We start from the raw sequence: 21,937 nt of genomic DNA on the forward strand, positions 1-21,937 counted from the left end.
ACATGGCCACCGACATCAATGCCCTCGCCGACAACGGCAAACTGGTCCCGGACAATTGGGTCACGCGCCTGCCGAACAACAGCGCACCGTTCACCTCGGCCACGGTATTCATCGTCCGCAAGGGCAACCCGAAAGCGCTGAAAGACTGGCCGGACCTGCTCAAGGACGGCGTGCAGGTGATTGTGCCCAACCCGAAAACTTCGGGTAATGGTCGCTACACCTACCTGTCGGCCTGGGGTTATGTGCTGAAGAATGGCGGTGACGAGAACAAGGCCAAGGACTTCGTCGGCAAACTGTTCAAGCAGGCGCCAGTGCTCGATACCGGCGGCCGCGCCGCTACCACCACGTTCATGACCAACCAGATCGGCGATGTACTGGTGACCTTCGAAAACGAAGCGGAAATGATCGCCCGCGAGTTCGGTCGCGATCAGTTCGAAGTTATCTACCCAAGCGTCTCCGCAGAAGCCGAGCCACCGGTTTCGGTGGTCGACAAAGTCGTCGACAAGAAGGGCTCGCGCGCTGCGGCTGATGAGTATCTGAAGTACCTGTGGTCGCCGGAAGGACAGGAAATTGCGGCGGCCAACTACCTGCGTCCGCGTGACCCGGCGGTGCTGGCGAAGTACACCGACCGTTTCCCGAAAGTCGATTTCCTTTCGGTGGAGAAGACCTTTGGTGACTGGCGCACGGTGCAGAAGACTCACTTTAATGATGGTGGGGTGTTTGATCAGATTTATAGCGGGCAGTAAGGCTTGATCTGAAAAAATCAAAAGGCGACCCGCTGGGGTCGCCTTTTTTGTTGAGCCAGAAGCCCCTCACCCCAGCCCTCTCCCATTGGGAGAGGGGGCCGACCGAGGTGACTTAAGTCAGACATCGACCTGCAGGACCGAGTCGATTATGGATCGAGAGAGATAATTTTTGGATTCGACCGTTGTGGATTCAGCGAATAACCATCAGGTTGGCGTACCTCCCAAGCATCCCCCGATCGGTTCCCTCTCCCTCTGGGAGAGGGCTAGGGTGAGGGGCTTTTATGGGTGTACCAGGAAATACAAGACCCTACCCGCCCCCTTGACCCAGATTTCAAGACCCGTCATTACACAACGTAATAACAGTTATCATCCAAAAACGTCTTCTGCTAACCCGCGCTGTCCATTAGCCTCATCGCTTTCCTGTGCCCGACCCGAGATCCCCTATGACCGCCACCCCTCACGCAATGACCCGAGGCATGGTCCTGCTGTTCGCGTTCTGCTGCGGCGCCATCGTTGCCAACATCTACTACGCACAGCCGATCATCGGCCTGATCGCGCCGGACATCGGCCTCTCCGACACCATGGCCAGTTTCATCGTCTCGCTGACGCAGATCGGCTATGCGTTGGGCCTGTTCTTTCTGGTGCCGTTGGGAGATCTGCTGGAAAACCGGCGGCTGATGATCATCACCACGCTGGTGGCAATCGCCAGTCTGCTTGGCGCAGCGTTTACCGAGCAGCCCAACGTGTTCCTGCTGATCTCACTGCTGGTCGGCTTCAGCTCGGTGTCGGTGCAGATCCTGATTCCGCTGGCCGCGCATCTGGCGCCGGAAGAGTCCCGTGGTCGCGTGGTGGGCGGGATCATGGGCGGTTTGCTGCTGGGTATTCTGTTGGCGCGACCGGTGTCGAGCGTGGTCGCCGATCACCTCGGCTGGCGCGCCATGTTCATGATCGCCGCAGCGTTGATGGCAGCGATCAGCATGGTGCTGGCGCTGACCGTGCCCAAGCGCCAGCCAGATCACAGCGCAACTTATGGCCAATTGATCGGCTCGCTGTGGACGCTGCTGCGCCAGCAACCGGTGCTGCGTCAGCGGGCGTTTTATCAGGGCTGCATGTTCGCCACGTTCAGCCTGTTCTGGACCGCCGTGCCGCTGGAGCTGGCGCGCAACCATGGCCTGTCGCAAAGCGAGATCGCGATCTTCGCTCTGGTGGGCGCCATCGGTGCCATCGCCGCGCCAATCAGCGGCCGCCTCGCCGATGCCGGCCACACACGCATCGCCTCGCTGCTGGCCATGCTCTTCGCCAGCCTGAGCTTCCTGCCCGCCTTCATTCACCCGGCCTACAGCGTCATCGGCCTGGCCGTAACCGGCGTGGTACTCGACTTCTGCGTGCAGATGAACATGGTCCTGGGCCAACGCGCGGTGTACTCGCTGGACGCGAAAAGTCGTGGCCGTTTGAACGCGCTGTACATGACCAGCATCTTCATCGGCGGCGCCTTCGGCTCCTCGGTGGCCAGCGCGGTATACGAGCATGGCGGCTGGTTGTGGATCGTGATTGTTGGCAGCGTGTTTCCGTTGCTGGCGTTGTTGCGGTTTTTGAGCACTTCACGACGCGCTTCATTGGCCACGGCTTGAGGGCGTCAAAAGCTTCGCGAGCAAGCTCGCTCCCACAGGTTTTGGGTGACCTGCGAATCACTGCAATACACAAAACCAGTGTGGGAGCGAGCCTGCTCGCGAACGCGGTGTGTCAGCCAGATGAGTGCCTGACCTGACGCCTTCGCGAGCAGGCTCGCTCCCACAATTGGACAAGCCTTCAATACCGAACCAGTTTCTCCATCGCCGCATCCGCCAGAAACGACGAGCGGCTTTTCACGTTGTGCTCGCGTACATAGCGATCAATACGCTGAATCACATAGCCGGGCAGCGTAACGTTGACCTTTTCGGTCTTGCCCAGGTACGGCGAGATATCCAGCTCCAGCATGCCCCAGCCCATCCCGGCAAAATCCGGATGGCTGCGATGCGCCGCTGCCGAGGTCGGCATCGGAATCGCCTGACCGGCCGCCGCGATCTCCTGCAGCATGAGGTGAGCCACTTCCACGGCCGCGTTGTAGGCCTCCTCAAAGCTGTCCCCGGCCGTGACTGCGCCGGGAATATCGGGGATCTGAATGCCGATGGCAGTGTTCTCGTCACCCCACTCGATGCAGATGGGATATTGCATTACGGATCTCCTTCATGACGGGTTGGCGGGCTGAATAACCCCGCGCGCCGCCGAATGCTTTTGACTGTCCCCAGCGGTAAATCCTTTTTCGGATGCGGGACGGCAATCGTGTTCGGGTTGTAACGATGAGTGAAGATGTGATGACTGCCCGCAACCCGATCCAGCGTCCAGCCCGCCTCCTCCAGCTCCTTCATCAATAGCCTGCTCTGCACCAACCGCCTCCTTGGCCTGGCCCATTAAAAGTAACTCTAGAGTTATCTTTACTCAAGCACAGAATGGGGCGGAGTGATGGTTGGTTGTTTTACAAAGTATTCCTGCAACAGTTTCGTTTATTGCGAATTTCGCTTGATTCGAATAACGTCCGCGGATCTTCCTTACAATGCTGGAACTGTCTTATGACCACCGCTACTCCATCCGCCATCAATCTGCCCGTCGAACGTGAGGTCAAAGCCGCGATTGCAGGCCAGCGCGCCCTGACCGCATTTCTCGCAAGCGGTTTTGAAACTCAGCGAATCCAGATTTTTGATGAACAGAACGAAGCCCACAGCGTCGAGCTGCCAACATCGGCGTTGCGCTTGCTGAGCGATATCCTCGCGGCGCTGGCGCAGGGCAACGCTGTGAAGGTGGTACCGATCCACGCGGAGCTGACCACGCAGGAAGCTGCCGATCTGCTCAACGTCTCACGTCCGCACATGATCAAACTGCTGGAGCGCGGTGAGATTTCCTACCACAAAACAGGCAAGCACCGACGTGTGCGTTTTGCCGATCTGATGGAATATAAAACCCGGCGAGACACCGCCAGCGAGCAGGCAATGATGCTTCTCGCGGAGCAGGCACAGGCGCTAAGGACAGGATACGAGTGAGGCATTCCTCTTTCACTGCTGTATACGATGCATGCGTTTTATATCCGGCCCCTCTAAGAGATTTCCTGATGTGGCTCGCGTTGTCAGGGCTGTATCGGGCTCGCTGGACTCAGGAAATACACCACGAATGGAAGCGTAACTTATTGAAGAACAGGTCCGACCTGACCCTCGAACAACTCGATCGCACATCGCAATTGATGGACCTGGCCATTCCAGACGCGTGTATCGATGGCTATGAAGACTTGGTGTCAGGCCTGACACTGCCTGATGAGAACGATCGCCATGTTCTAGCGGCCGCAATCCGATGCGGTGCCGATGTAATAGTGACGTTCAACCTGAAAGATTTCCCCACCCGTCACCTCGCGCCATACGGCATTGAAGCTCAGCACCCGGATGAGTTTGTGGAAAACCTTTTCCATCTTGATTCGGCTGCCGTCGTCGCTGCGGCTCAAAGCCAGCGACGGCAATTGAAAACGCCCAATGTGGAGGTGGACAAATATCTTGGCTTTCTCCAACGGCAAGGACTGGTCGAGTCGGTAAAGGTGTTAGCCAACTATCGTGCGATTCTCTGAAAATCAGACGCAAAAAAAACGGCGATCCCAGGATCGCCGTTTCTCTTACTGCCCGAATTTCTTGCCCAACCCCGGCGGGACGCCGTGGATGTTGGTGTCTTCCCACGGGCCGTTGGGGCTGACCGAGCGGCTCCAGCCGTTGTTCCAGCGGTAGTAGGTGCGCTGGCGGTAGAAGGTGTTGGTCTGGTCGTCGAGGACATAGACGCCGAGTTTCTGGTCCCAGTGGCTGTTGCCGCCCGGTGGCGGGGCGAAGCTGGCCGAGGTGCGGGGCACAGGCTTGGCGGGTTTGGCCGGGATGGTTTTGCCGGGAGTCGGCGAGGTCGACGGGGTCGGGCTCGGTTGCGAAGGCGGGATCGGTGGCAGGCTGGTGGTCGGTTCCGGGCGTTGTACCGCACATGCACTCAAGCCCAGGGCCAGTGTGAGGACTGTGATGCGGGCGATGGTGTGCATGGCGGTACTTTCCTGTTGGGTCCGGTTACTTGTCCGGGCTGTCGATAGTCAGTTTTTGTAGCGCGGTGGTGCTGCTGGCCAGTGGGCCGCTGCGACCGATCCACTCACCGGCAGTCGGTTGACCGGCCCGTGAGATGCGCGCAACCAGTTGGACTTCAGGGAAGTTGGACAGTTTCAACTGCGGCATCATTGCGTCGGCATCGCCCAGTTCGACGGTCACCGGCAGGTCGGCGACGGTCAGGCGTTTGGCCGCCAGCGGCGCCGGTGGGCCAGAAGTGGCGCGGGCGAAGATGAACACGCTGTCGCCCGGTTGCACCTTGCCTTTGAGTTCGCTGGCCAGATCAACGCTGACTGTCAGCAACGCAGCTTTCGGCGCCGCTGCCTCGGCAACCTTGCCACCGCTTGCCTTCAGGCGCTCGGCGGCACGCTCGATGCCGCCTTGCAGCGCAGCGCGAGAGTTGTCATCCGGCGGCAGTTGCGCGAGCAGGCGATTCCAGTAGTCGATGGCCTCCTGATAACGCTCGCCTTCGAACGCGGCGATGCCGAGCAGGCCGAGGCTGGTGACTTCTTTCGGATCGGCCTTCAGCGCTTCGTCGGTCAGTTTCTGAATCTGCTCCGACCACTTTTTACCGTCAGCAAAATACTGCGCCTGCGCCCACTGGCCGAGCAGCTCCGGCTGTCGACCGGCGAGGTTGGCGGCGCGCTCGAACATCTTCGCCGCGTCTGCCGGGCGGTCCTGAGCCATGTAGGCACGGCCGAGGAAATACAGACCTTCAGCGGAATCCGGTTGTGCGGCCACCGCACGTTCCAGACGCTGGGTCATCTCTTCCATCGACTGCGGTGCCTGAGCGAATTCGCGGGTCAGTTCGACCTTGTCGGCGGCGCCGAAATGCAGGTACAGACCGAGGCCCAGCACCGGTACCAGCACGGCGGCCAGCAGCGGCAACGGCTTGCCCAGACGCGAGACACGCGGTGCGGCAACGCCTTCGGTATCAGCGAGCAGCTCCCGTGCAGCTTCCGCGCGGCCGCTGTCCAGTTGCGCGGCGTCGAGCACGCCCTCGGCCTGCTGCGCTTGCAGCTCGGCCACCCGTTCCTGATACAGCGCGACGTTCAACGCGGTGCGATCTTCTTCCCGCTGGGCACGGCGTTCGCGCAGCACCGGGATCAGCAGAAAACTCAGGGCGACCAGAAGCAACAGCCCTGCGGCAAGCCAGAAATCAATCATTCTTGGTTTTTATCCAACAGTTGGTCGAGGCGCTGACGTTCTTCGGCAGACAGCGATGACGGCGTTTCGGCACGCTGCCCGCGACGCCTGCGCACGATCAGTGCGATCACTACGAAACCACCGAGCAACAGACCGGCCGGGCCGAACCACAGCAGCGCGGTCTTGGCATTGAGCGCCGGTTTGTAGCGGACGAAATCACCGTAGCGATCGACCATGAAGTCGATGATCTGCTGATTGTCCTTGCCCTCACCGAGCATGCGGAAAATCTCTTTGCGCAGGTCGGCGGCGATCGGCGCGTTGGAATCGGCAATGTCCTGGTTCTGGCATTTGGGGCAGCGCAGTTCCTTGGTCAGTTCGCGGAAACGCTCGCGGTCGCCCTCTTTGGCAAATTCGTAGGTGTCGATGGCCGCATGGGCGACACCAGCCAGGCTCAAACCCAGCACCACCGCTGCGAGAAAACGCTTCATGGCTTGGCCTCATCGACCAGCGCCTGATACTTGGCCGCGAGTTTTTCGCGCCAGACCTGCTCGTCGATCACCCCGACGAACTTGTCGCGGATGACGCCTTTGGCGTCGATAAAGAAGGTTTCCGGCGCGCCGTAGACACCAAGATTCAAGCCCAGCGAACCCTCGTCGTCACGAATATCCAGCGCATACGGATTGTGAAACTCGGCCAGCCACTTCAAGGCGTCGGCATTGGTGTCCTTGTAGTTGATGCCGTAGATCACCACGCCGCGCTCGGCGAGTTGGTTCAGCACCGGGTGCTCAACGCGGCAGGAGATGCACCAGGTGCCCCAGACATTGACCAGCGCCGGTTTGCCGAGAATGTCGGCCTTGGTCAGCGTCTTGTCACCCTGCACACTCGGCAGGGAAAACTCCGGGAACGGCTTGTTGATCATCGCCGACGGCAGTTCCGCCGGATCCAGGTACAAGCCACGATAGAGAAATACCGCCACCAGCAGAAAAATCGCCAACGGCAACAACATCAACCAACGCCTCATGCCGCCGCTCCCGTCATGCCCAGTGCCTCGCGCACTTTGCTTTTCACCTTGACCCGATAACGCCGATCCAGCGCCGCCAGCAAACCACCCAATCCGGTCAGCAAGCCGCCGAACCAGATCCAGCGCACAAACGGTTTGACGTGTACGCGCACAGCCCAGGCGCCGTTATCCAGCGGTTCACCGAGAGCGACGTAGAGATCGCGGGTAAAACCGGCATCGATGCCGGCTTCGGTCATCACCGAGTTCTGCACGGTGTACAGACGCTTTTCCGGGTGCAGCACGCTGATTTCCTTGCCATCGCGAATGACGCGGATGGTGCCTTTGTCCGAGGTAAAATTCGGCCCCTCGAAATGCTTGGCGCCTTCGAAGACGAACTGATAGCCGGCCAGATCCATCGACTCGCCCGGCGCCAGACGCAGGTCGCGCTCGGCACTGTTCTGGCTCGACAACACCACGCCCAGCGCGCACACGGCGATGCCGAGGTGGGCGATCTGCATGCCCCAATAACTGCGGGTCAGCGTCGGCAAACCCTTGATCAGGCCTTTGTGGCGAGTCTTGTCGAACAGGTCGCGCACACCGGCGAGCAACACCCAAGCGGCGAGCAGGAAAGTCGCAATTACCGCCCAGTTGAAATCGCCGTAGGCCACGCTGGCCACCACGGCCAATGCGACGCTGCCGAGCAGCACCGGAGTGAGCATGTTTGCCAGCCATTTCACCGGCGTGTCCTTCCAGCGCACGATCACACCGATCGCCATCACCAGCATCAGCAATGCCATCAACGGTATGAACAACGCATTGAAGTACGGCGGGCCGACCGACAGTTTGGCGCCACTGATGGCATCAAGAATCAGCGGATACAAGGTCCCAAGCAGGATCATCGATGCAGCGACAACCAGCACCAGGTTGTTGCCCAGTAGCAAGGTTTCCCGCGACCACAGATTGAAGCCAACCTGACTTTTCACCACCGGCGCACGCAGCGCAAACAGCGTCAGCGAACCGCCGACCACAAACAGCAGGAAAATCAGGATGAACACGCCGCGCTCCGGATCGGAGGCAAACGCATGCACCGAGGTCAGCACGCCCGAACGAACGAGGAAAGTGCCGAGCAGGCTCAATGAAAACGCGGCAATCGCCAGCAACACCGTCCAGCTCTTGAACACACCGCGTTTCTCGGTGACCGCCAGCGAGTGAATCAGCGCTGTGCCGACCAGCCAAGGCATGAACGAGGCGTTTTCCACCGGATCCCAGAACCACCAGCCGCCCCAGCCGAGTTCGTAATACGCCCACCACGAACCGAGCGTGATGCCAATGCCGAGGAAGGCCCAGGCGACGATGGTCCATGGCCGCGACCAGCGCGCCCACGCCGCATCGAGGCGACCGCCCATCAACGCAGCGATGGCGAAGGCGAACGCCACCGAAAAGCCGACGTAGCCCATGTACAACATCGGCGGGTGAACGATCAGGCCAATGTCTTGCAACAGTGGATTGAGGTCAGCGCCATTGCTCGGCATCTGCGGCAGGATGCGTTTGAACGGGTTGGACGTGAGGATCAGGAACAGCAGGAAACCGGTGCTGATCATGCCCATCACCGCCAGTACCCGGGCGAGCATGACTTGCGGCAACTGTCGGGAGAACACCGACACGGCGAAGGTCCAGCCACCGAGAATCAGCGCCCACAGCAGCAGCGAACCTTCGTGGGCGCCCCACACCGCGCTGAATTTGTAGTACCACGGCAAAGCGGTGTTGGAGTTGTTTGCCACGTAGGCGACAGAGAAATCATCGGTCATGAATGCGTAGGTCAAAATGCCGAACGCAAACAATAAAAAGGCAAACTGCCCCCATGCGGCGGGCTGGGCCAGACTCATCCAGAAACGGTCACCGCGCCAGGCACCGATCAATGGCACCACCGCTTGCACCAGCGCAAAACACAGCGCGAGAATCATCGCCAGATGGCCCAGCTCAGGAATAAACAGTGCGGCGGCCATCGATCAACCCTCCTTCACAGGCGTCGGTGCGGATTGACCGCTGTCCTTCAGCGCTTTGGTCACTTCCGGCGGCATGTACTTCTCGTCGTGCTTGGCCAGCACTTCATCGGCGACCACCACGCCATCAGCGTTGAGCTTGCCGAGGGCGACAATGCCCTGCCCTTCGCGGAACAGATCCGGGAGGATGCCGCGATAGGCGATGGTCACGGATTTGTTGAAGTCGGTGACGACGAATTTGACGTCCAGCGAATCCTTGGAGCGTTGCAGCGAACCGGCCTCGACCATGCCGCCGGCGCGGATGCGCGTGTCCTGCGGCGCTTCGCCGTTAGCGATCTGCGTCGGCGTGTAAAACAGATTGATGTTTTCCTGCAACGCGCTCAGGGCCAGGCCAACAGCAGCGCCCACTCCGACCAGAATCGCCAGAATGATGATCAGACGTTTTTTGCGCAGCGCATTCACTTGCCGTTCTCCCGGCGCAGACGACGCGCCTCTTGTTGCAGATAACGCTTGCGCGCCGCAATCGGCGCCACCACGTTGAGGGCCAGCACCGCCAGACAGATGCCGTAGGCCGACCAGACATACAGGCCGTGATGGCCCATGGCGAGAAAATCGCCGAATGAAGCAAAACTCATCGCACCGCCTCCAGACTCTGCTGCACTTCAGCCTTCACCCAACTGGCGCGGGCTTCGCGCTTGAGCACTTCAAGACGCATGCGCAGCAACAGCGCAGCGCCGAAGAAGCAGTAGAACCCCAGCACCGTCAGCAGCAGCGGCAGCCACATTTCCGCTGGCATCGCCGGTTTTTCCGTAAGAGTGAAAGTCGCGCCCTGGTGCAGGGTGTTCCACCACTCCACCGAGTATTTGATGATCGGAATGTTGATCACGCCAACAATCGCCAGCACCGCGCAGGCCTTGGCGGCGCTGTCGCGGTTGCTGATGGCATTGCCCAGCGCGATCACGCCGAAATACAGGAACAGCAGAATCAGCATCGAGGTGAGGCGCGCATCCCACACCCACCACGAGCCCCAGGTCGGCTTGCCCCAGATGGCCCCGGTGACCAGCGCCACGGCGGTCATCCACGCACCGATCGGTGCGGCGCATTGCAGGGCGACATCGGCCAGCTTCATTTTCCACACCAGCCCGACCACGCCGCACACCGCGAGCATCACGTAGATCGACTGGGCGAGCATCGCTGCAGGTACGTGGATATAGATGATGCGAAAGCTGTTGCCTTGCTGGTAATCCGGCGGCGCGAACGCCAGGCCCCAGACCACGCCAACGCCAATCAGCAGCAACGCTGCGATGCTCAACCACGGCAGGAACTTGCCGCTGATGCCGTAGAACCACTTGGGCGAGCCGAGCTTGTGAAACCAGGTCCAGTTCATACTGTTTCCATCACGGTTGCCGCTCATCATCGCGAGCGGGCAGAGGGTCATGCCTTTCTTCTGGAAGAAGTGGTCAATTTTTGACCAGGCCTCATTATTATTCGCCGACGCTGATCTTCAGGCCAGCGGCTATTGCAAAGGGTGTCAGGGTGATCGCCAGCGCTGTGAGGCTGGCCATCCACAACAGGTATCCGGTCGCCGGCATGCCTTGCAGCGCCGCTTGCAACGCGCCGCTGCCAAGGATCAACACCGGGATGTACAGCGGCAGAATCAGCAACGCCAGCAACAGGCCGCCGCGCTTCAGACCGACCGTCAGCGCCGCGCCGACTGCACCGAGCAGGCTCAACACCGGCGTGCCCAACAGCAACGACAGCAGCAGCACCGGCAGGCACGCGGCCGGCAAACCGAGCATCAGCGCCAGCAACGGCGACAGCAGCACCAGTGCCAGACCGGAGAACAGCCAGTGTGCCAGCACCTTGGCCAGGACCAGAAGCGGCAGCGGGTGCGACGAAAGGACCCACTGTTCCAGCGAGCCGTCTTCGAAGTCACTGCGAAACAATCCGTCCAGCGAAAGCAGGACCGACAACAACGCCGCCACCCAGACTAACCCCGGGGACAGGTTTTGCAAGACTTGAGTTTCCGGGCCGACGGCCAGCGGGAAAAGGGCAATGACGATGGCAAAGAAAATCAGCGGATTGGCCAGCTCCGCCGGGCGGCGGAACAGCAGTCGCGATTCGCGGGCAAGCAGCAGGCCGAAGACACTCATACCGCCCATTTCCCCAGATCAATGTCGCGATAACCGGCCGGCATGCGGCTCAGGGTGTGGTGCGTGGTCAGCACCACCAGCCCACCGCGCTCACAATGCCCGGCCAGATGTTCTTCCAGTTGCGCGACGCCCTGCTTGTCCAGCGCGGTGAAAGGTTCATCGAGTATCCACAACGGCGGGCTGTCCAGATACAACCGCGCCAGCGCCACACGGCGCTGCTGGCCGGCGGAAAGACTGTGGCAGGGAACGTCTTCGAAACCGCGCAATCCTACTGCTGCCAGCGCCTGCCAGATCGCCTCGTGTTCGGCGGGATGATGCAGGGCGCACAGCCACGACAGGTTTTCTTCGGGAGTCAGCAGATCCTTGATCCCGGCGGCGTGGCCGATCCACAGCAGGTTGCGTGCGAGTTCGCTGCGCTGTTCGGTCAGCGGTTGACCATTGAGCAGCACCTGGCCATCGGTGGGTTGCATCAAACCGGCGAGCAGACGTAAAAGACTGGTCTTGCCGCTGCCGTTGGGGCCGCTGATCTGCACCATGTCGCCACTGGCCAGGCGCAATTCGAGGTTTTCGAAAAGCAGCCGCAGATCGCGTTCACACGCCAGGGCAACGGTTTGCAGGACAGGACTGGTCAAGGGATCACGGGCCTTATACGGTTCAAGTCGGCTCTGGAGCGGCCGTTAAAGAGATGCAGCATAGATGCTTTGATCGCTCGATCTGGCGAGCTGGATCAAACAATTGCCAGGTTTTTTGAACGAAGCGCACGACGCGCGGCATTATACATGCCGTGCCTTACTCTCAAGAGCGCAATTTCCTCAGGTTGTGTCCGCGTATGACAGGCGAAATGAACATCCTCCCGCTGCCGCCCACCGTGCCGGCGAGCGCTCGCCCGCAGATGGGTGAACTGCTCAAGCTGCTGACGCCGGTCGAGGGCTTGATCGGCGCGGGACAAAGCGCCAAGGCTGAGGTGTTGTCGCTCAAGCAGGCCGATCAGACCTTTGAATTGCTGCTCAAAGTGACCCTCGACAGCGGCCGTCAGACCACCGTGCAGGCCAGCAGCAACCTGCCGTTGCCACAGGGCACCAACCTGGCGATCACTCAGCCGTCGGCCGGCAATCTGGCAATCACCGTGCAACAAGCGATCGCCAGCAGCGTCGCCACCCTGACCCGCATCGATACCGCGCAGTTGCCCGCCGGCACCTTGCTGCAAGGCAAAGTCGTGACCTCGCAAGCCCTGCCGCAGACGCCGGGGCAAGCGGCGGTATTTCGCTCGATGGTCACCCTGCTTAACACCGCATTGAGCGGCAGCACCTTGACCGTCGACAGCCCGCAGCCGCTGCGCATCGGCACGTTGTTGTCGGCGCAGGTGCAGGACGCGCAGACCCTTAAATTCGTGCCGCTGAGCAGCCGTCAGGAACAACTGGCGGTGAGTCAGCAATTGCTCGGCCAGCAAAGCCGCCAAGGCTCCCTCGATGGCCTGCTGAAGATGTTGCAAAATCTGCCACCGGCGACTGACCAGACCTCGGCCGATCTGCGCGCTGTGGTCGACAAGTTGCTCGCCAGCCTGCCGGACGTGCAACAAATGAGCACCGCCAAAGGCGTGGCGCTGGCCTTGGCCAACAGCGGCGCGTTCCTTGAAGCGAAACTGCTCGGCGGACAAAATCCCACGCTCGCCCCGGACATGAAGGCCGACCTGCTCAAACTGATCGCGCAACTGACCCCGGGCCTGCCGAGCAACACCAATTTCAATGCGATCATCGCCGCCAACACCTTGGCGCAAGCGCTGCCGAGTTTCGTCCGGAACGCCCTCGGCACCCTCGGCCAGGTCAGCGCCAAACCGGTGCCCAGCAGCTTCCCGTTGCCCGAACGACTGCTGGCGAAACTCGAAGGCGAAGGTGATCTCGAACAACTGCTGCGCCTCGCCGCCGCTGCGGTGTCGCGTCTGCAGAGTCATCAGCTGTCGAGCCTGGAACAGACCGGCGTCACCGACGATGGCCGCCTGCTCAGCACTTGGCAGCTGGAAATCCCCATGCGCAACCTGCAAGACATCGTGCCGTTGCAGGTCAAATTCCAGCGTGAAGAAGCGCCGGAGCGCGAGCCGCAGCCGCATGAACGCCGCGATGAGCGCGAAGCCAAACAGCAATTGTGGCGCGTCGATCTGGCCTTCGATCTGGAACCGCTCGGGCCGCTGCAGATTCAGGCGCAACTGATCGCCGGCAGCCTGTCCAGTCAGCTGTGGGCCGAGCGGCCGTACACCGCTGACCTGATCGAAAACAATCTGTTTGCCTTGCGCCAGCGCTTGCTCGATTCCGGGCTCAACGTCGGCGACCTCGACTGCCACCACGGCACACCGCCGCAAGGCAACCAAACCCGCCTCGAACACCGCTGGGTCGACGAAACCGCATGAACGATTCCACTGCCCCACGCCAGGCCATCGCCCTCAAATACGACGGCAACCACGCCCCGACCCTCACTGCCAAGGGCGATGAGGAACTGGCCGAAGAAATCCTGCGCATCGCCCGCGATTACGAAGTGCCGATTTACGAAAACGCCGAACTGGTGCGCCTGCTGGCGCGGATGGAACTGGGCGACAGCATCCCCGAAGAGCTCTACCGCACCATCGCCGAGATCATCGCGTTTGCCTGGAACCTGAAAGGCAAATTCCCCGAGGGACAGGACCCGAACGCGCCGATGGTCGAGAAGGACATCACCGCACGCGGGGATGATTATTGAGGTTTCAAAGACGCCTTCGCGAGCAGGCTCGCTCCCACATTCGACCGTGACCAAATGTGGGAGCGAGCCTGCTCGCGAATCGGCGGAACGCGGAGCGTCCCAGGATGCATGCCTTTGCTGCGCGTGGGAACGATCTCAATCTAAAAGCAAAAGATCGCAGCCTTCGGCAGCTCCTACAGGGAAACGCATTCCAATGTAGGAGCTGCCGAAGGCTGCGATCTTTTGATCTTGCTTGCTGCTCGAAGCTCGAAGCTCCTAGCTGTTTTTATGAAGCTTGCGCATCAACTCCGCCTCAGCCTGGGTCAACCCGCACGACTGAGTCAGTTCATCGACGCTGGCGCCCATGCCCACCAGTTTTGCCGCCTGGGCGAATGACAGGCTCGACGGGTCGCGTTGTTCCAGTGCAACGATCTTGTCCGGCAACGGACTCACCACCGCACGCAACTCGTGCAGGGCCTCGCCCATGCGCACGTTGCCGTTCTGGTAGTCGTCAACGCGTTTGGCCAGGTCCTTGATGCGCTGATCACGCAGCGCATCGCCCTGGGCCTGCTGCGCAGCGATCACTCGCTGCGCCTTGATGTACGAGACGAACATCGCCAGCGTACCGGCCCAGAACAGGAACAGAACAATTACCGCAACCTCGAGAATCAAATCAGATGCTCTCCAGTTCCGACCATTCTTCTTCGCTCATCATCTTGTCCAGCTCGACCAGAATCAGCAGCTCGTTGTTCTTGTTGCACACGCCCTGGATGAACTTGGCCGATTCTTCGTTACCGACGTTCGGTGCGGTTTCGATTTCCGACTGACGCAGGTAAACCACTTCGGCCACGCTGTCGACCATGATCCCGACGACTTGCTTGTCGGCTTCGATGATGACGATACGGGTGTTGTCACTGATCTCGCCGCTGTGCAGGCCGAAGCGCTGACGGGTGTCGATCACGGTGACCACGTTACCGCGCAGGTTGATGATGCCCAGCACGTAGCTCGGTGCACCCGGTACCGGCGCGATCTCGGTGTAGCGCAGCACTTCCTGCACGCGCATCACGTTGATGCCGTAGGTTTCGTTATCCAGTTTGAAGGTCACCCATTGCAGGATCGGATCTTCAGAACCTTTTGCATTCGACGCCTGACTACTCATACCCTGACCCCTCGAAAAAACCGCCCCGGGCGGTGTGTGTTCTGTGTGGTGGCATTGAAAAATGCCATCGCCTGATTGTTATGTCGGCTGCTATGTCGGTTTATGTAGCGGCTTGTTGCCGCTCAAGTGCTTTGCCCCGCCGCTGGCGATCAACTCGGCCAGTGCGGATACGTCAAGCAATGCACACATGTGCTCGATCACGGTGCCGGCGAGCCATGGCCGCTGACCCCGGTGACTTCTCCATTTGATCTCATTCGGGTCCAGGCGCAACGAGCGGCTGACCTGATGCACCGCCAGCCCCCACTCGTAACCTTGTACCGAAATCACGTATTGCAGGCCCTGCCGGAAGTCATCGCGGTAGCGATCCGGCATGACCCAGCGCGCAGTGTCCAAGACTTTCAAATTACCGGCCTGGCTCGGCAGAATCCCGAGGAACCACTCCGGCTGACCAAACAGCGGCGTCAGCTCGTGGCCGGCCAGCGAATAGATCGAGCCGAGGCACACCAGCGGCACCGCCAGGGTCAGCCCGGCAACATCGAACAGCAAGCATTCGAAGGCTTCGGCAGCCCAGGCCGGACGGCCATCGGGCTCGACCGGTGGCGGCGGGTTGTTTGGCGGCAGGTGCACTTCCACCAGCGGCGGGACCAGCACCTGCGGCTCAGCAATCTGCGGCGCGGGTTCTGGCTCCGGTTCGGGTTCCGGCACGGTCAATAATTGTGTTTGCAGCAGCGGCGCCAGTGTCGACAGTGGCGCACGCGGTTCGTCGATCAGCGCCACCGGTGCTTTGGCCACGGGGGCAACAGCAGGCGCGGCAATCGGAGCGACGGATTTCCGCGCGTCGCGGGCCTGTTCTTCCAGCACCGCGGCCTGGAACTCGTCCATGGCCTCGGTGCTTTCCACCACTTCAGGCTGCGCCGGCTCGACGACTGGCGGCAGCGCTTCGACCGGCGCAGGCAAGTCCTCGGGCAGGTCGAGCAGCAGGTCTTCCAGATAGGACTGCAAGGCCTGTTGCGGACGTGACGTGAGTTTCACTGGGCGGTTCATCGGTGATCAGCGCCTGACAGGGAAACCGCATCGCCTGCTTCGCGAGCAGGCTCGCTCCCACAGGGTTCGGGCAAGCGGATCGAAATCATCTCAGGCCACCTGCGGAACAAGTTGCTGCGCGAGCAGGTGTTTGAGCAGCGCGCGGTAGGCCAGCACGCCGCGGCTCTTGCCGTCGAATTGCGAAGGCGTGACACCGGCGCGGCTGGCGTCGCGCAGACGAGTATCAACCGGGATGTAGCCGTGCCAGATATCCTCGGGGAATTTGTCACGCAGCACGCGCAAGGTGCCCATCGACGCCTGCGTGCGGCGGTCGAACAGGGTCGGCACGATGCTGAACGGCAGCGGTTGTTTGCGCGAGCGATTGATCATCGCCAGGGTGTTGACCATGCGCTCCAGACCTTTCACCGCCAGGTGCTCGGTCTGCACCGGGATCACCAGTTGCTGGCTCGCCGCTAGCGCATTGACCATCAGCACGCCGAGCAACGGCGGGCTGTCGATGATCGCGTAATCGAAGTCCTGCCACAGTTGCGCCAGACTCTTGGCGATCACCAGGCCCAGGCCGCTCTGCCCCGGCGACTGCCGCTCAAGAGTGGCCAGTGCGGTGCTCGATGGCAACAGGGAAATGCGTTCGTCGCTGGTCGACAGCAGCAACTGCCCCGGCAGGCCTTGCGGCACGCTGCCCTTGTGCAGAAACAGATCGTAGTTGCTGTGTTCCAGGCTGTCGGGGTCGTAGCCGAAATAGCTGGTCATCGAGCCGTGCGGATCGAGATCGACCACAACCACGCGCTTGCCCGCCTCGGCCAGCAACCCGGCTAAAGCGATGGAGGATGTGGTTTTACCGACACCACCCTTTTGATTGGCGACTGCCCAGACTCTCATTCAGTTCGTTCCTCCCGGCCAGGTTGATTGGCCGAGACATGCTTCAGCGTGTTAATGCGGGCGACGGAGAATTGACGGCACTCTCGCGTCCCGGCGTCTTGACCGGGGTCGGTGCAGTTTGTGTGCCAGCGCGCTTCAACGCTGCATCCGGTTGCGCATTGGCGGTTCCGGTGCCGGTGAGGCTGCGGCGCACATCGAGATTGCGCGACACCACCAGCACCACGCGACGGTTCTTCGCCCGGCCTTCGACCGTGGCGTTGTTGGCCACTGGCTGGAATTCGCCGTAGCCCACCGACGCCAGTCGACCGGGGTTCACACCCTGCATGGCGAGCATGCGCACGATGCTCGCCGAACGCGCCGAGGACAGCTCCCAGTTGGTCGGGTACTGTGCGGTGCGGATCGGTTGATCGTCGGTGAAGCCTTCGACGTGGATCGGGTTATCGAACGGTTTGAGGATCGCCGCGACCTTGTCGATGATGTTGAACGCGATGTCGCTCGGCATGGCATCGCCGCTGCCGAACAACAGGCTGGAGTTGAGTTCGATCTCGACCCACAACTCATTGCCGCGCACGGTCATCTGGTTGGAGCTGATCAAATCACCGAACGCGGCGCTGATGTCATCGGCGATGCTTTTCAGCGGATCGCTGGCCCCGGAAATACCGGCGTCGACCTGCTCGGCATCCTTGACCAGCGGCTTGGCCGGGGTCACGGTTTTCGGTCGTTCGTCGCCGATCGGAATCGGTTTGAGCGAGCGGTCGGAGTCGGTAAACACGCCGATCAGCGCTTCGGAAATGACTTTGTATTTGCCTTCGTTGATCGACGAGATCGAGTACATCACCACGAAAAACGCGAACAGCAAAGTGATGAAATCCGCGTAGGACACGAGCCAGCGCTCGTGATTGACGTGTTCTTCCTGGTGGCGACGACGAGCCATGAGGTTATTCCCTTAGTCCATGAAGCCTTGCAGCTTCAACTCAATGGAACGAGGGTTTTCACCTTCGGCGATCGACAGAATTCCTTCCAGCAACATTTCGCGATAACGCGACTGCCGCAACGCGATGGACTTGAGCTTGGCCGCGACCGGCAAGAGGATCAGGTTGGCACTGGCCACGCCGTAGATCGTCGCGACGAACGCCACGGCAATGCCGTTACCCAGTTGCGACGGATCGGCGAGGTTGCCCATCACGTGAATCAGGCCCATCACCGCACCGATGATGCCGATGGTCGGCGCGTAGCCGCCCATGCTTTCGAACACCTTGGCCGCTTCGATATCGCGGGATTCCTGGGTGTAGAAATCCACCTCGAGAATGCTCCGAATGGCTTCCGGCTCGGCGCCGTCGACCAGCAGTTGCAGGCCCTTGCGCGAATAGCTGTCAGGTTCGGCGTCGGCCACGCCTTCGAGGCCGAGCAGGCCTTCCTTGCGCGCCGTCAGGCTCCAATTGACCACGCGGTCGATGCCGCCGGCCAGGTCGACACGCGGCGGAAAGAAGATCCAGCCGAGAATCTGCATGGCGCGCTTGAACGCGCTCATCGGTGATTGCAGCAGCGCGGCGCCGACCGTGCCGCCCAGCACGATCAGCGCCGCCGGGCCGTTGGCCAGCGCGCCGAGGTGGCCGCCTTCAAGGTAGTTGCCGCCGATGATGGCGACGAACGCCATGATGAGGCCGATAAGGCTGAGAACATCCATCAGATACACGCCTCGACGATGTGCTTGCCGATGTCGTCCAGACCGTACACCGCGTCAGCCAGATCGGCTTTGACGATGGCCATCGGCATGCCGTAGATCACGCAGCTTGCTTCGTCCTGCGCCCATACCGAACTGCCACCCTGCTTGAGCAGACGCGCGCCTTCGCGGCCGTCGGCGCCCATGCCGGTCAGCACCACTGCCAGAACTTTGTCGCCGTAGGATTTCGCCGCCGAACCGAACGTGATGTCCACGCACGGCTTGTAATTCAAACGTTCGTCACCCGGCAGAATCTTCACCGCGCCACGGCCGTCGATCATCATCTGCTTGCCACCCGGTGCCAGCAGCGCCAGGCCCGGACGCAGGATGTCGCCATCCTCGGCTTCCTTGACGCTGATGCGGCAGAGCTTGTCGAGGCGCTCGGCAAACGCTTTGGTGAACGCCGCCGGCATGTGCTGGATCAGCACGATCGGCGCCGGGAAGTTCGCCGGCAACTGCGTAAGCACGCGTTGCAGTGCGACCGGGCCGCCCGTCGAAGTGCCGATGGCAACCAGTTTGTAGGCTTTGCGTTTCGGTGCTGGCGACGAAGCGCTGGCAGCGGATGCACGGGCAGGCGCGGGCGCAGGCGCTGGTGCCGGACGTGCCGGGACAGGGCTGCTGTGGCTCGTGTGGCTGCCGTAGCTCGACGCTGCCGGAGCAGGCGTCGGCGCTGGCGCAGCGGCGGGAGCCGGCGCGCTGTAGGCACTGAAACGACGGTTGCTGCGCGAAATGCTGTGGACTTTCTCGCACAGCAGCTGCTTGACCTTCTCGGGATTGCGCGAGATGTCTTCGAAATTCTTCGGCAGGAAATCCACCGCGCCGGCGTCCAGCGCATCGAGGGTTACCCGCGCGCCTTCGTGGGTCAGCGAGGAGAACATCAACACAGGGGTCGGGCAGCGCTGCATGATGTGCCGCACTGCCGTGATGCCGTCCATCATCGGCATCTCGTAGTCCATGGTGATCACGTCAGGCTTGAGCGCCATGGCCTGATCGATCGCCTCTTTACCGTTGGTGGCCGTACCGACCACCTGGATGCTCGGATCCGCCGAAAGAATTTCCGAGACGCGGCGGCGGAAAAAACCCGAATCGTCCACCACCAGGACTTTGACTGCCATAAACACTCCATTAGGTGCAGCGGCGCGTCATCGCGCCGCCGCCCCGGATTCAAATACGCTTTGTGGCGTAACGCTTGAGCATGCTTGGAACATCGAGAATCAGCGCAATGCGGCCGTCACCGGTGATGGTGGCGCCGGACATGCCCGGAGTTCCCTGGAGCATTTTGCCCAATGGCTTGATGACCACTTCTTCCTGGCCGACCAGTTGATCGACGACAAAGCCGATCCGCTGTGTGCCCACCGAAAGAATCACCACATGGCCTTCGCGCTGCTCTTCGTGAGCGGCGGAGCTGACCAGCCAGCGCTTGAGGTAGAACAATGGCAGCGCCTTGTCGCGCACGATCACCACTTCCTGACCGTCGACGACATTGGTAGTCGACAGATCGAGGTGGAAGATTTCGTTGACGTTGACCAGCGGGAACGCGAACGCCTGATTGCCGAGCATGACCATCAGCGTCGGCATGATCGCCAGGGTCAGCGGCACCTTGATGACGATCTTCGAACCCTGGCCCTTGGTCGAGTAGATGTTGATCGAACCGTTGAGCTGGGAAATCTTGGTCTTCACCACGTCCATGCCGACACCACGGCCGGACACGTCGGAGATCTCGGTCTTGGTCGAGAAACCCGGGGCGAAAATCAGGTTGTAGCACTCGGTATCGCTCAGGCGATCGGCCGCGTCCTTGTCCATCACACCGCGTTTTACCGCGATCGAACGCAGGACGTTCGGGTCCATGCCTTTGCCGTCGTCAGAGATCGACAGCAGGATATGGTCGCCTTCCTGCTCGGCCGCCAGCACCACGCGACCGCCACGGGCCTTGCCCGATGCTTCGCGTTCTTCCGGCGACTCGATGCCGTGGTCGACAGCGTTGCGCACCAAGTGGACCAGCGGGTCGGCCAGGGCCTCGACAAGGTTTTTGTCGAGGTCGGTTTCTTCACCCACCAGTTCCAGGTTGATCTCTTTCTTGAGCTGCCGTGCGAGGTCACGAACCAGACGCGGGAAGCGTCCGAAGACCTTCTTGATCGGCTGCATCCGCGTCTTCATCACGGCGGTCTGCAGGTCAGCGGTGACCACGTCGAGGTTCGACACAGCCTTGGACATGGCTTCGTCGCCGCTGTTGAGGCCCAGGCGCACCAGACGGTTACGCACCAGCACCAGCTCGCCGACCATGTTCATGATCTCGTCGAGCCGTGCAGTGTCGACGCGTACGGTGGTTTCTGCTTCGCTGGCCGGTTTTTCTGCCGGGGCAGCGGCTGGCGCACGGGCCGGAGCCGGTGCAGCAGCGGCGGCCGGTTTCGGCGTCTCGGCTTTCGGTTCAGGCTTGGCGGCAGGTTTCGGCACAGCAGCGGCAGCCGGAGCTTTCGCCGTTGGCGTGGCGACGCTCGACGCAGAGCCGGCAGTCGCAGCGCTGGCGTCAAACTTGCCTTTGCCGTGCAATTCGTCGAGCAGCGATTCGAATTCGTGATCGCTGATCAGATCGCTGCCGGCCGCAGCAGCTGCCGGTGCAGCAGGGGCTGCCGGGGCCGAAGCAATGGCCGATTCCAGCGCGTCAACGGCGAAGTTGCCCTTGCCGTGCAACTGATCGAGCAAGGCTTCGAATTCATCGTCGGTGATGTCCGAGCTGTCGCCCTTGGCAGGCGCTGCCGGAGCTGCTGGCGCCGCTGGAGCGACCGCATCGACAGCGAACTGGCCTTTGCCGTGCAGTTGATCGAGCAGCGATTCAAATTCTGCATCGGTGATTTCATCGCTGGCCGCCGTGTCGGCAACCTGCGCTGGAGCAACAACAGCGGCCGGGGCCTCGGCCTGCGCCTTGACGGCATTCAGCGAGTCCAGCAACTGTTCGAATTCGTTATCGGTGATGTCTTCCGATGCGCTTTCGGCGACCGGCTCTTCAACCGCTTCTACCGGTGCGGCAACGGCTTCATCCGCCGATTGCGGTTCGGCCAGGCGCGCCAGCGCGGCCAACAGCTCCGGCGTCGCAGCGGTGATCGGTGAACGTTCACGGACTTCGCTGAACATGCTGTTCACCGCGTCCAGTGCTTCGAGCACAACGTCCATCAGTTCTGCATCAACGCGACGCTCACCCTTGCGCAGGATGTCGAACA

General features: G+C 61.2%; 26 protein-coding genes. 6 read left to right on the forward strand and 20 right to left on the reverse strand.

From position 1 onward, the window contains the following. Positions 1-746, forward strand: a 746-nt coding sequence (locus tag D6877_RS20725) for a sulfate ABC transporter substrate-binding protein (protein ID WP_130911962.1), incomplete at its 5' end; no start/stop codon positions are given. A 443-nt stretch (positions 747-1,189) separates the two neighbouring features. Continuing rightward, the gene (locus tag D6877_RS20730; protein ID WP_130911963.1) at positions 1,190-2,377 is read left to right on the forward strand and encodes an MFS transporter; all 1,188 of its coding nucleotides are present in this window, start codon (positions 1,190-1,192) and stop codon (positions 2,375-2,377) included. Positions 2,378-2,555: 178 nt separating this feature from the next. Here D6877_RS20730 and D6877_RS20735 read toward each other — a convergent pair whose 3' ends face one another. Further along, positions 2,556-2,960: a type II toxin-antitoxin system HicB family antitoxin gene (locus tag D6877_RS20735; RefSeq protein ID WP_064365452.1), complete on the reverse strand. Its 405-nt coding sequence runs from the start codon at positions 2,958-2,960 to the stop codon at positions 2,556-2,558. Beyond that, positions 2,960-3,172, reverse strand: coding sequence for a type II toxin-antitoxin system HicA family toxin (locus tag D6877_RS20740; protein WP_076566640.1), 213 nt, complete (start codon positions 3,170-3,172; stop codon positions 2,960-2,962). Before D6877_RS20740 ends, D6877_RS20735 begins: the two co-directional genes overlap by 1 nt. A gap of 183 nt (positions 3,173-3,355) precedes the next feature. On the opposite strand from D6877_RS20740, the gene D6877_RS20745 reads away from it, so the two are divergent. Together D6877_RS20745 and D6877_RS20750 are read left to right on the forward strand one after the other, a co-directional pair. Beyond that, entirely contained in the window at positions 3,356-3,823 is a 468-nt protein-coding gene (locus D6877_RS20745) for a helix-turn-helix domain-containing protein (RefSeq protein WP_130911976.1), read from the forward strand. Next, entirely contained in the window at positions 3,820-4,395 is a 576-nt protein-coding gene (locus tag D6877_RS20750) for a PIN domain-containing protein (RefSeq protein WP_130911964.1), read from the forward strand. The genes D6877_RS20745 and D6877_RS20750 overlap by 4 nt, the downstream gene beginning before the upstream one ends. 45 nt (positions 4,396-4,440) lie before the next feature. On the opposite strand, the gene D6877_RS20755 is transcribed toward D6877_RS20750, so the two are convergent. From D6877_RS20755 to ccmA, 10 genes are all read right to left on the reverse strand, one after another. Next, positions 4,441-4,845 (reverse strand): hypothetical protein, encoded by a 405-nt coding sequence (locus D6877_RS20755; protein ID WP_130911965.1) that lies wholly within the window; start codon positions 4,843-4,845, stop codon positions 4,441-4,443. Between the two features lie 25 nt (positions 4,846-4,870). Beyond that, positions 4,871-6,070, reverse strand: coding sequence for a c-type cytochrome biogenesis protein CcmI (gene ccmI / locus D6877_RS20760; RefSeq protein ID WP_130911966.1), 1,200 nt, complete (start codon positions 6,068-6,070; stop codon positions 4,871-4,873). Further along, positions 6,067-6,537, reverse strand: coding sequence for a cytochrome c-type biogenesis protein (locus D6877_RS20765; protein WP_016771041.1), 471 nt, complete (start codon positions 6,535-6,537; stop codon positions 6,067-6,069). Before D6877_RS20765 ends, ccmI begins: the two co-directional genes overlap by 4 nt. Further along, entirely contained in the window at positions 6,534-7,070 is a 537-nt protein-coding gene (locus D6877_RS20770) for a DsbE family thiol:disulfide interchange protein (protein WP_130911967.1), read from the reverse strand. Before D6877_RS20770 ends, D6877_RS20765 begins: the two co-directional genes overlap by 4 nt. Continuing rightward, positions 7,067-9,055, reverse strand: a complete 1,989-nt coding sequence (locus D6877_RS20775) for a heme lyase CcmF/NrfE family subunit (RefSeq protein ID WP_130911968.1) — start codon at positions 9,053-9,055, stop codon at positions 7,067-7,069. The genes D6877_RS20770 and D6877_RS20775 overlap by 4 nt, the downstream gene beginning before the upstream one ends. A gap of 3 nt (positions 9,056-9,058) precedes the next feature. Beyond that, positions 9,059-9,514, reverse strand: coding sequence for a cytochrome c maturation protein CcmE (gene ccmE / locus D6877_RS20780; RefSeq protein WP_016771044.1), 456 nt, complete (start codon positions 9,512-9,514; stop codon positions 9,059-9,061). Further along, positions 9,511-9,687: a heme exporter protein CcmD gene (ccmD, locus tag D6877_RS20785; RefSeq protein ID WP_016771045.1), complete on the reverse strand. Its 177-nt coding sequence runs from the start codon at positions 9,685-9,687 to the stop codon at positions 9,511-9,513. The genes ccmE and ccmD overlap by 4 nt, the downstream gene beginning before the upstream one ends. Continuing rightward, positions 9,684-10,439 carry a heme ABC transporter permease gene (locus tag D6877_RS20790; protein WP_130911969.1) on the reverse strand — a complete coding sequence of 252 codons (756 nt, stop codon included), beginning with the start codon at positions 10,437-10,439 and terminating at the stop codon, positions 9,684-9,686. The genes ccmD and D6877_RS20790 overlap by 4 nt, the downstream gene beginning before the upstream one ends. A gap of 97 nt (positions 10,440-10,536) precedes the next feature. Next, the gene (gene ccmB / locus D6877_RS20795; RefSeq protein ID WP_039763615.1) at positions 10,537-11,205 is read right to left on the reverse strand and encodes a heme exporter protein CcmB; all 669 of its coding nucleotides are present in this window, start codon (positions 11,203-11,205) and stop codon (positions 10,537-10,539) included. Continuing rightward, positions 11,202-11,837: a cytochrome c biogenesis heme-transporting ATPase CcmA gene (ccmA, locus tag D6877_RS20800; RefSeq protein WP_130911970.1), complete on the reverse strand. Its 636-nt coding sequence runs from the start codon at positions 11,835-11,837 to the stop codon at positions 11,202-11,204. The genes ccmB and ccmA overlap by 4 nt, the downstream gene beginning before the upstream one ends. A 197-nt stretch (positions 11,838-12,034) precedes the next feature. On the opposite strand from ccmA, the gene D6877_RS20805 reads away from it, so the two are divergent. Continuing rightward, positions 12,035-13,609 (forward strand): flagellar hook-length control protein FliK, encoded by a 1,575-nt coding sequence (locus D6877_RS20805; RefSeq protein ID WP_130911971.1) that lies wholly within the window; start codon positions 12,035-12,037, stop codon positions 13,607-13,609. Beyond that, positions 13,606-13,935 (forward strand): EscU/YscU/HrcU family type III secretion system export apparatus switch protein, encoded by a 330-nt coding sequence (locus D6877_RS20810; RefSeq protein ID WP_041479625.1) that lies wholly within the window; start codon positions 13,606-13,608, stop codon positions 13,933-13,935. The genes D6877_RS20805 and D6877_RS20810 overlap by 4 nt, the downstream gene beginning before the upstream one ends. Before the next feature lie 255 nt (positions 13,936-14,190). Here D6877_RS20810 and D6877_RS20815 read toward each other — a convergent pair whose 3' ends face one another. The 8 genes from D6877_RS20815 to D6877_RS20850 form a co-directional block, all read right to left on the reverse strand. Beyond that, positions 14,191-14,586 (reverse strand): DUF2802 domain-containing protein, encoded by a 396-nt coding sequence (locus D6877_RS20815; RefSeq protein ID WP_130911972.1) that lies wholly within the window; start codon positions 14,584-14,586, stop codon positions 14,191-14,193. A 1-nt stretch (position 14,587) separates the two neighbouring features. Next, entirely contained in the window at positions 14,588-15,073 is a 486-nt protein-coding gene (locus tag D6877_RS20820; RefSeq protein ID WP_016771050.1) for a chemotaxis protein CheW, read from the reverse strand. A gap of 90 nt (positions 15,074-15,163) precedes the next feature. Next, on the reverse strand, positions 15,164-16,117 hold the full coding sequence (locus D6877_RS20825) for a CheW domain-containing protein (protein ID WP_130911973.1): 954 nt from the start codon (positions 16,115-16,117) through the stop codon (positions 15,164-15,166). Positions 16,118-16,207: 90 nt separating this feature from the next. Then, positions 16,208-16,996 carry a ParA family protein gene (locus D6877_RS20830; RefSeq protein WP_039763606.1) on the reverse strand — a complete coding sequence of 263 codons (789 nt, stop codon included), beginning with the start codon at positions 16,994-16,996 and terminating at the stop codon, positions 16,208-16,210. A 43-nt stretch (positions 16,997-17,039) separates the two neighbouring features. Further along, the gene (motD, locus tag D6877_RS20835) at positions 17,040-17,930 is read right to left on the reverse strand and encodes a flagellar motor protein MotD (RefSeq protein ID WP_016771054.1); all 891 of its coding nucleotides are present in this window, start codon (positions 17,928-17,930) and stop codon (positions 17,040-17,042) included. Between the two features lie 12 nt (positions 17,931-17,942). Continuing rightward, a complete protein-coding gene (locus D6877_RS20840; protein WP_016771055.1) occupies positions 17,943-18,683 on the reverse strand; it encodes a flagellar motor protein in 741 nt (246 codons plus the stop codon). Next, positions 18,683-19,834 carry a chemotaxis response regulator protein-glutamate methylesterase gene (locus D6877_RS20845; RefSeq protein ID WP_076566611.1) on the reverse strand — a complete coding sequence of 384 codons (1,152 nt, stop codon included), beginning with the start codon at positions 19,832-19,834 and terminating at the stop codon, positions 18,683-18,685. Before D6877_RS20845 ends, D6877_RS20840 begins: the two co-directional genes overlap by 1 nt. A gap of 49 nt (positions 19,835-19,883) precedes the next feature. Further along, positions 19,884-21,937, reverse strand: a 2,054-nt coding sequence (locus D6877_RS20850) for a chemotaxis protein CheA (protein WP_130911977.1), incomplete at its 5' end; no start/stop codon positions are given.

This window comes from Pseudomonas sp. Sample_9 (genome assembly GCF_004307535.1).
Taxonomy (GTDB): domain Bacteria; phylum Pseudomonadota; class Gammaproteobacteria; order Pseudomonadales; family Pseudomonadaceae; genus Aquipseudomonas; species Aquipseudomonas mercuritolerans.

Bases quoted from the DNA above. Each gene is read 5' to 3' on its own strand.
- ccmI (WP_130911966.1), bottom strand. From the start codon at position 6,070: ATGATTGATTTCTGGCTTGCCGCAGGGCTGTTGCTTCTGGTCGCCCTG.
- D6877_RS20775 (WP_130911968.1), bottom strand. From the start codon at position 9,055: ATGGCCGCCGCACTGTTTATTCCTGAGCTGGGCCATCTGGCGATGATT.
- D6877_RS20765 (WP_016771041.1), bottom strand. From the start codon at position 6,537: ATGAAGCGTTTTCTCGCAGCGGTGGTGCTGGGTTTGAGCCTGGCTGGT.
- D6877_RS20820 (WP_016771050.1), bottom strand. From the start codon at position 15,073: ATGAGTAGTCAGGCGTCGAATGCAAAAGGTTCTGAAGATCCGATCCTG.
- D6877_RS20805 (WP_130911971.1), top strand. From the start codon at position 12,035: ATGACAGGCGAAATGAACATCCTCCCGCTGCCGCCCACCGTGCCGGCG.
- D6877_RS20770 (WP_130911967.1), bottom strand. From the start codon at position 7,070: ATGAGGCGTTGGTTGATGTTGTTGCCGTTGGCGATTTTTCTGCTGGTG.
- D6877_RS20735 (WP_064365452.1), bottom strand. From the start codon at position 2,960: ATGCAATATCCCATCTGCATCGAGTGGGGTGACGAGAACACTGCCATC.
- motD (WP_016771054.1), bottom strand. From the start codon at position 17,930: ATGGCTCGTCGTCGCCACCAGGAAGAACACGTCAATCACGAGCGCTGG.
- D6877_RS20810 (WP_041479625.1), top strand. From the start codon at position 13,606: ATGAACGATTCCACTGCCCCACGCCAGGCCATCGCCCTCAAATACGAC.
- D6877_RS20830 (WP_039763606.1), bottom strand. From the start codon at position 16,996: ATGAGAGTCTGGGCAGTCGCCAATCAAAAGGGTGGTGTCGGTAAAACC.
- ccmD (WP_016771045.1), bottom strand. From the start codon at position 9,687: ATGAGTTTTGCTTCATTCGGCGATTTTCTCGCCATGGGCCATCACGGC.
- ccmB (WP_039763615.1), bottom strand. From the start codon at position 11,205: ATGAGTGTCTTCGGCCTGCTGCTTGCCCGCGAATCGCGACTGCTGTTC.
- D6877_RS20840 (WP_016771055.1), bottom strand. From the start codon at position 18,683: ATGGATGTTCTCAGCCTTATCGGCCTCATCATGGCGTTCGTCGCCATC.
- D6877_RS20790 (WP_130911969.1), bottom strand. From the start codon at position 10,439: ATGAACTGGACCTGGTTTCACAAGCTCGGCTCGCCCAAGTGGTTCTAC.
- D6877_RS20825 (WP_130911973.1), bottom strand. From the start codon at position 16,117: ATGAACCGCCCAGTGAAACTCACGTCACGTCCGCAACAGGCCTTGCAG.
- D6877_RS20755 (WP_130911965.1), bottom strand. From the start codon at position 4,845: ATGCACACCATCGCCCGCATCACAGTCCTCACACTGGCCCTGGGCTTG.
- D6877_RS20730 (WP_130911963.1), top strand. From the start codon at position 1,190: ATGACCGCCACCCCTCACGCAATGACCCGAGGCATGGTCCTGCTGTTC.
- D6877_RS20845 (WP_076566611.1), bottom strand. From the start codon at position 19,834: ATGGCAGTCAAAGTCCTGGTGGTGGACGATTCGGGTTTTTTCCGCCGC.
- D6877_RS20745 (WP_130911976.1), top strand. From the start codon at position 3,356: ATGACCACCGCTACTCCATCCGCCATCAATCTGCCCGTCGAACGTGAG.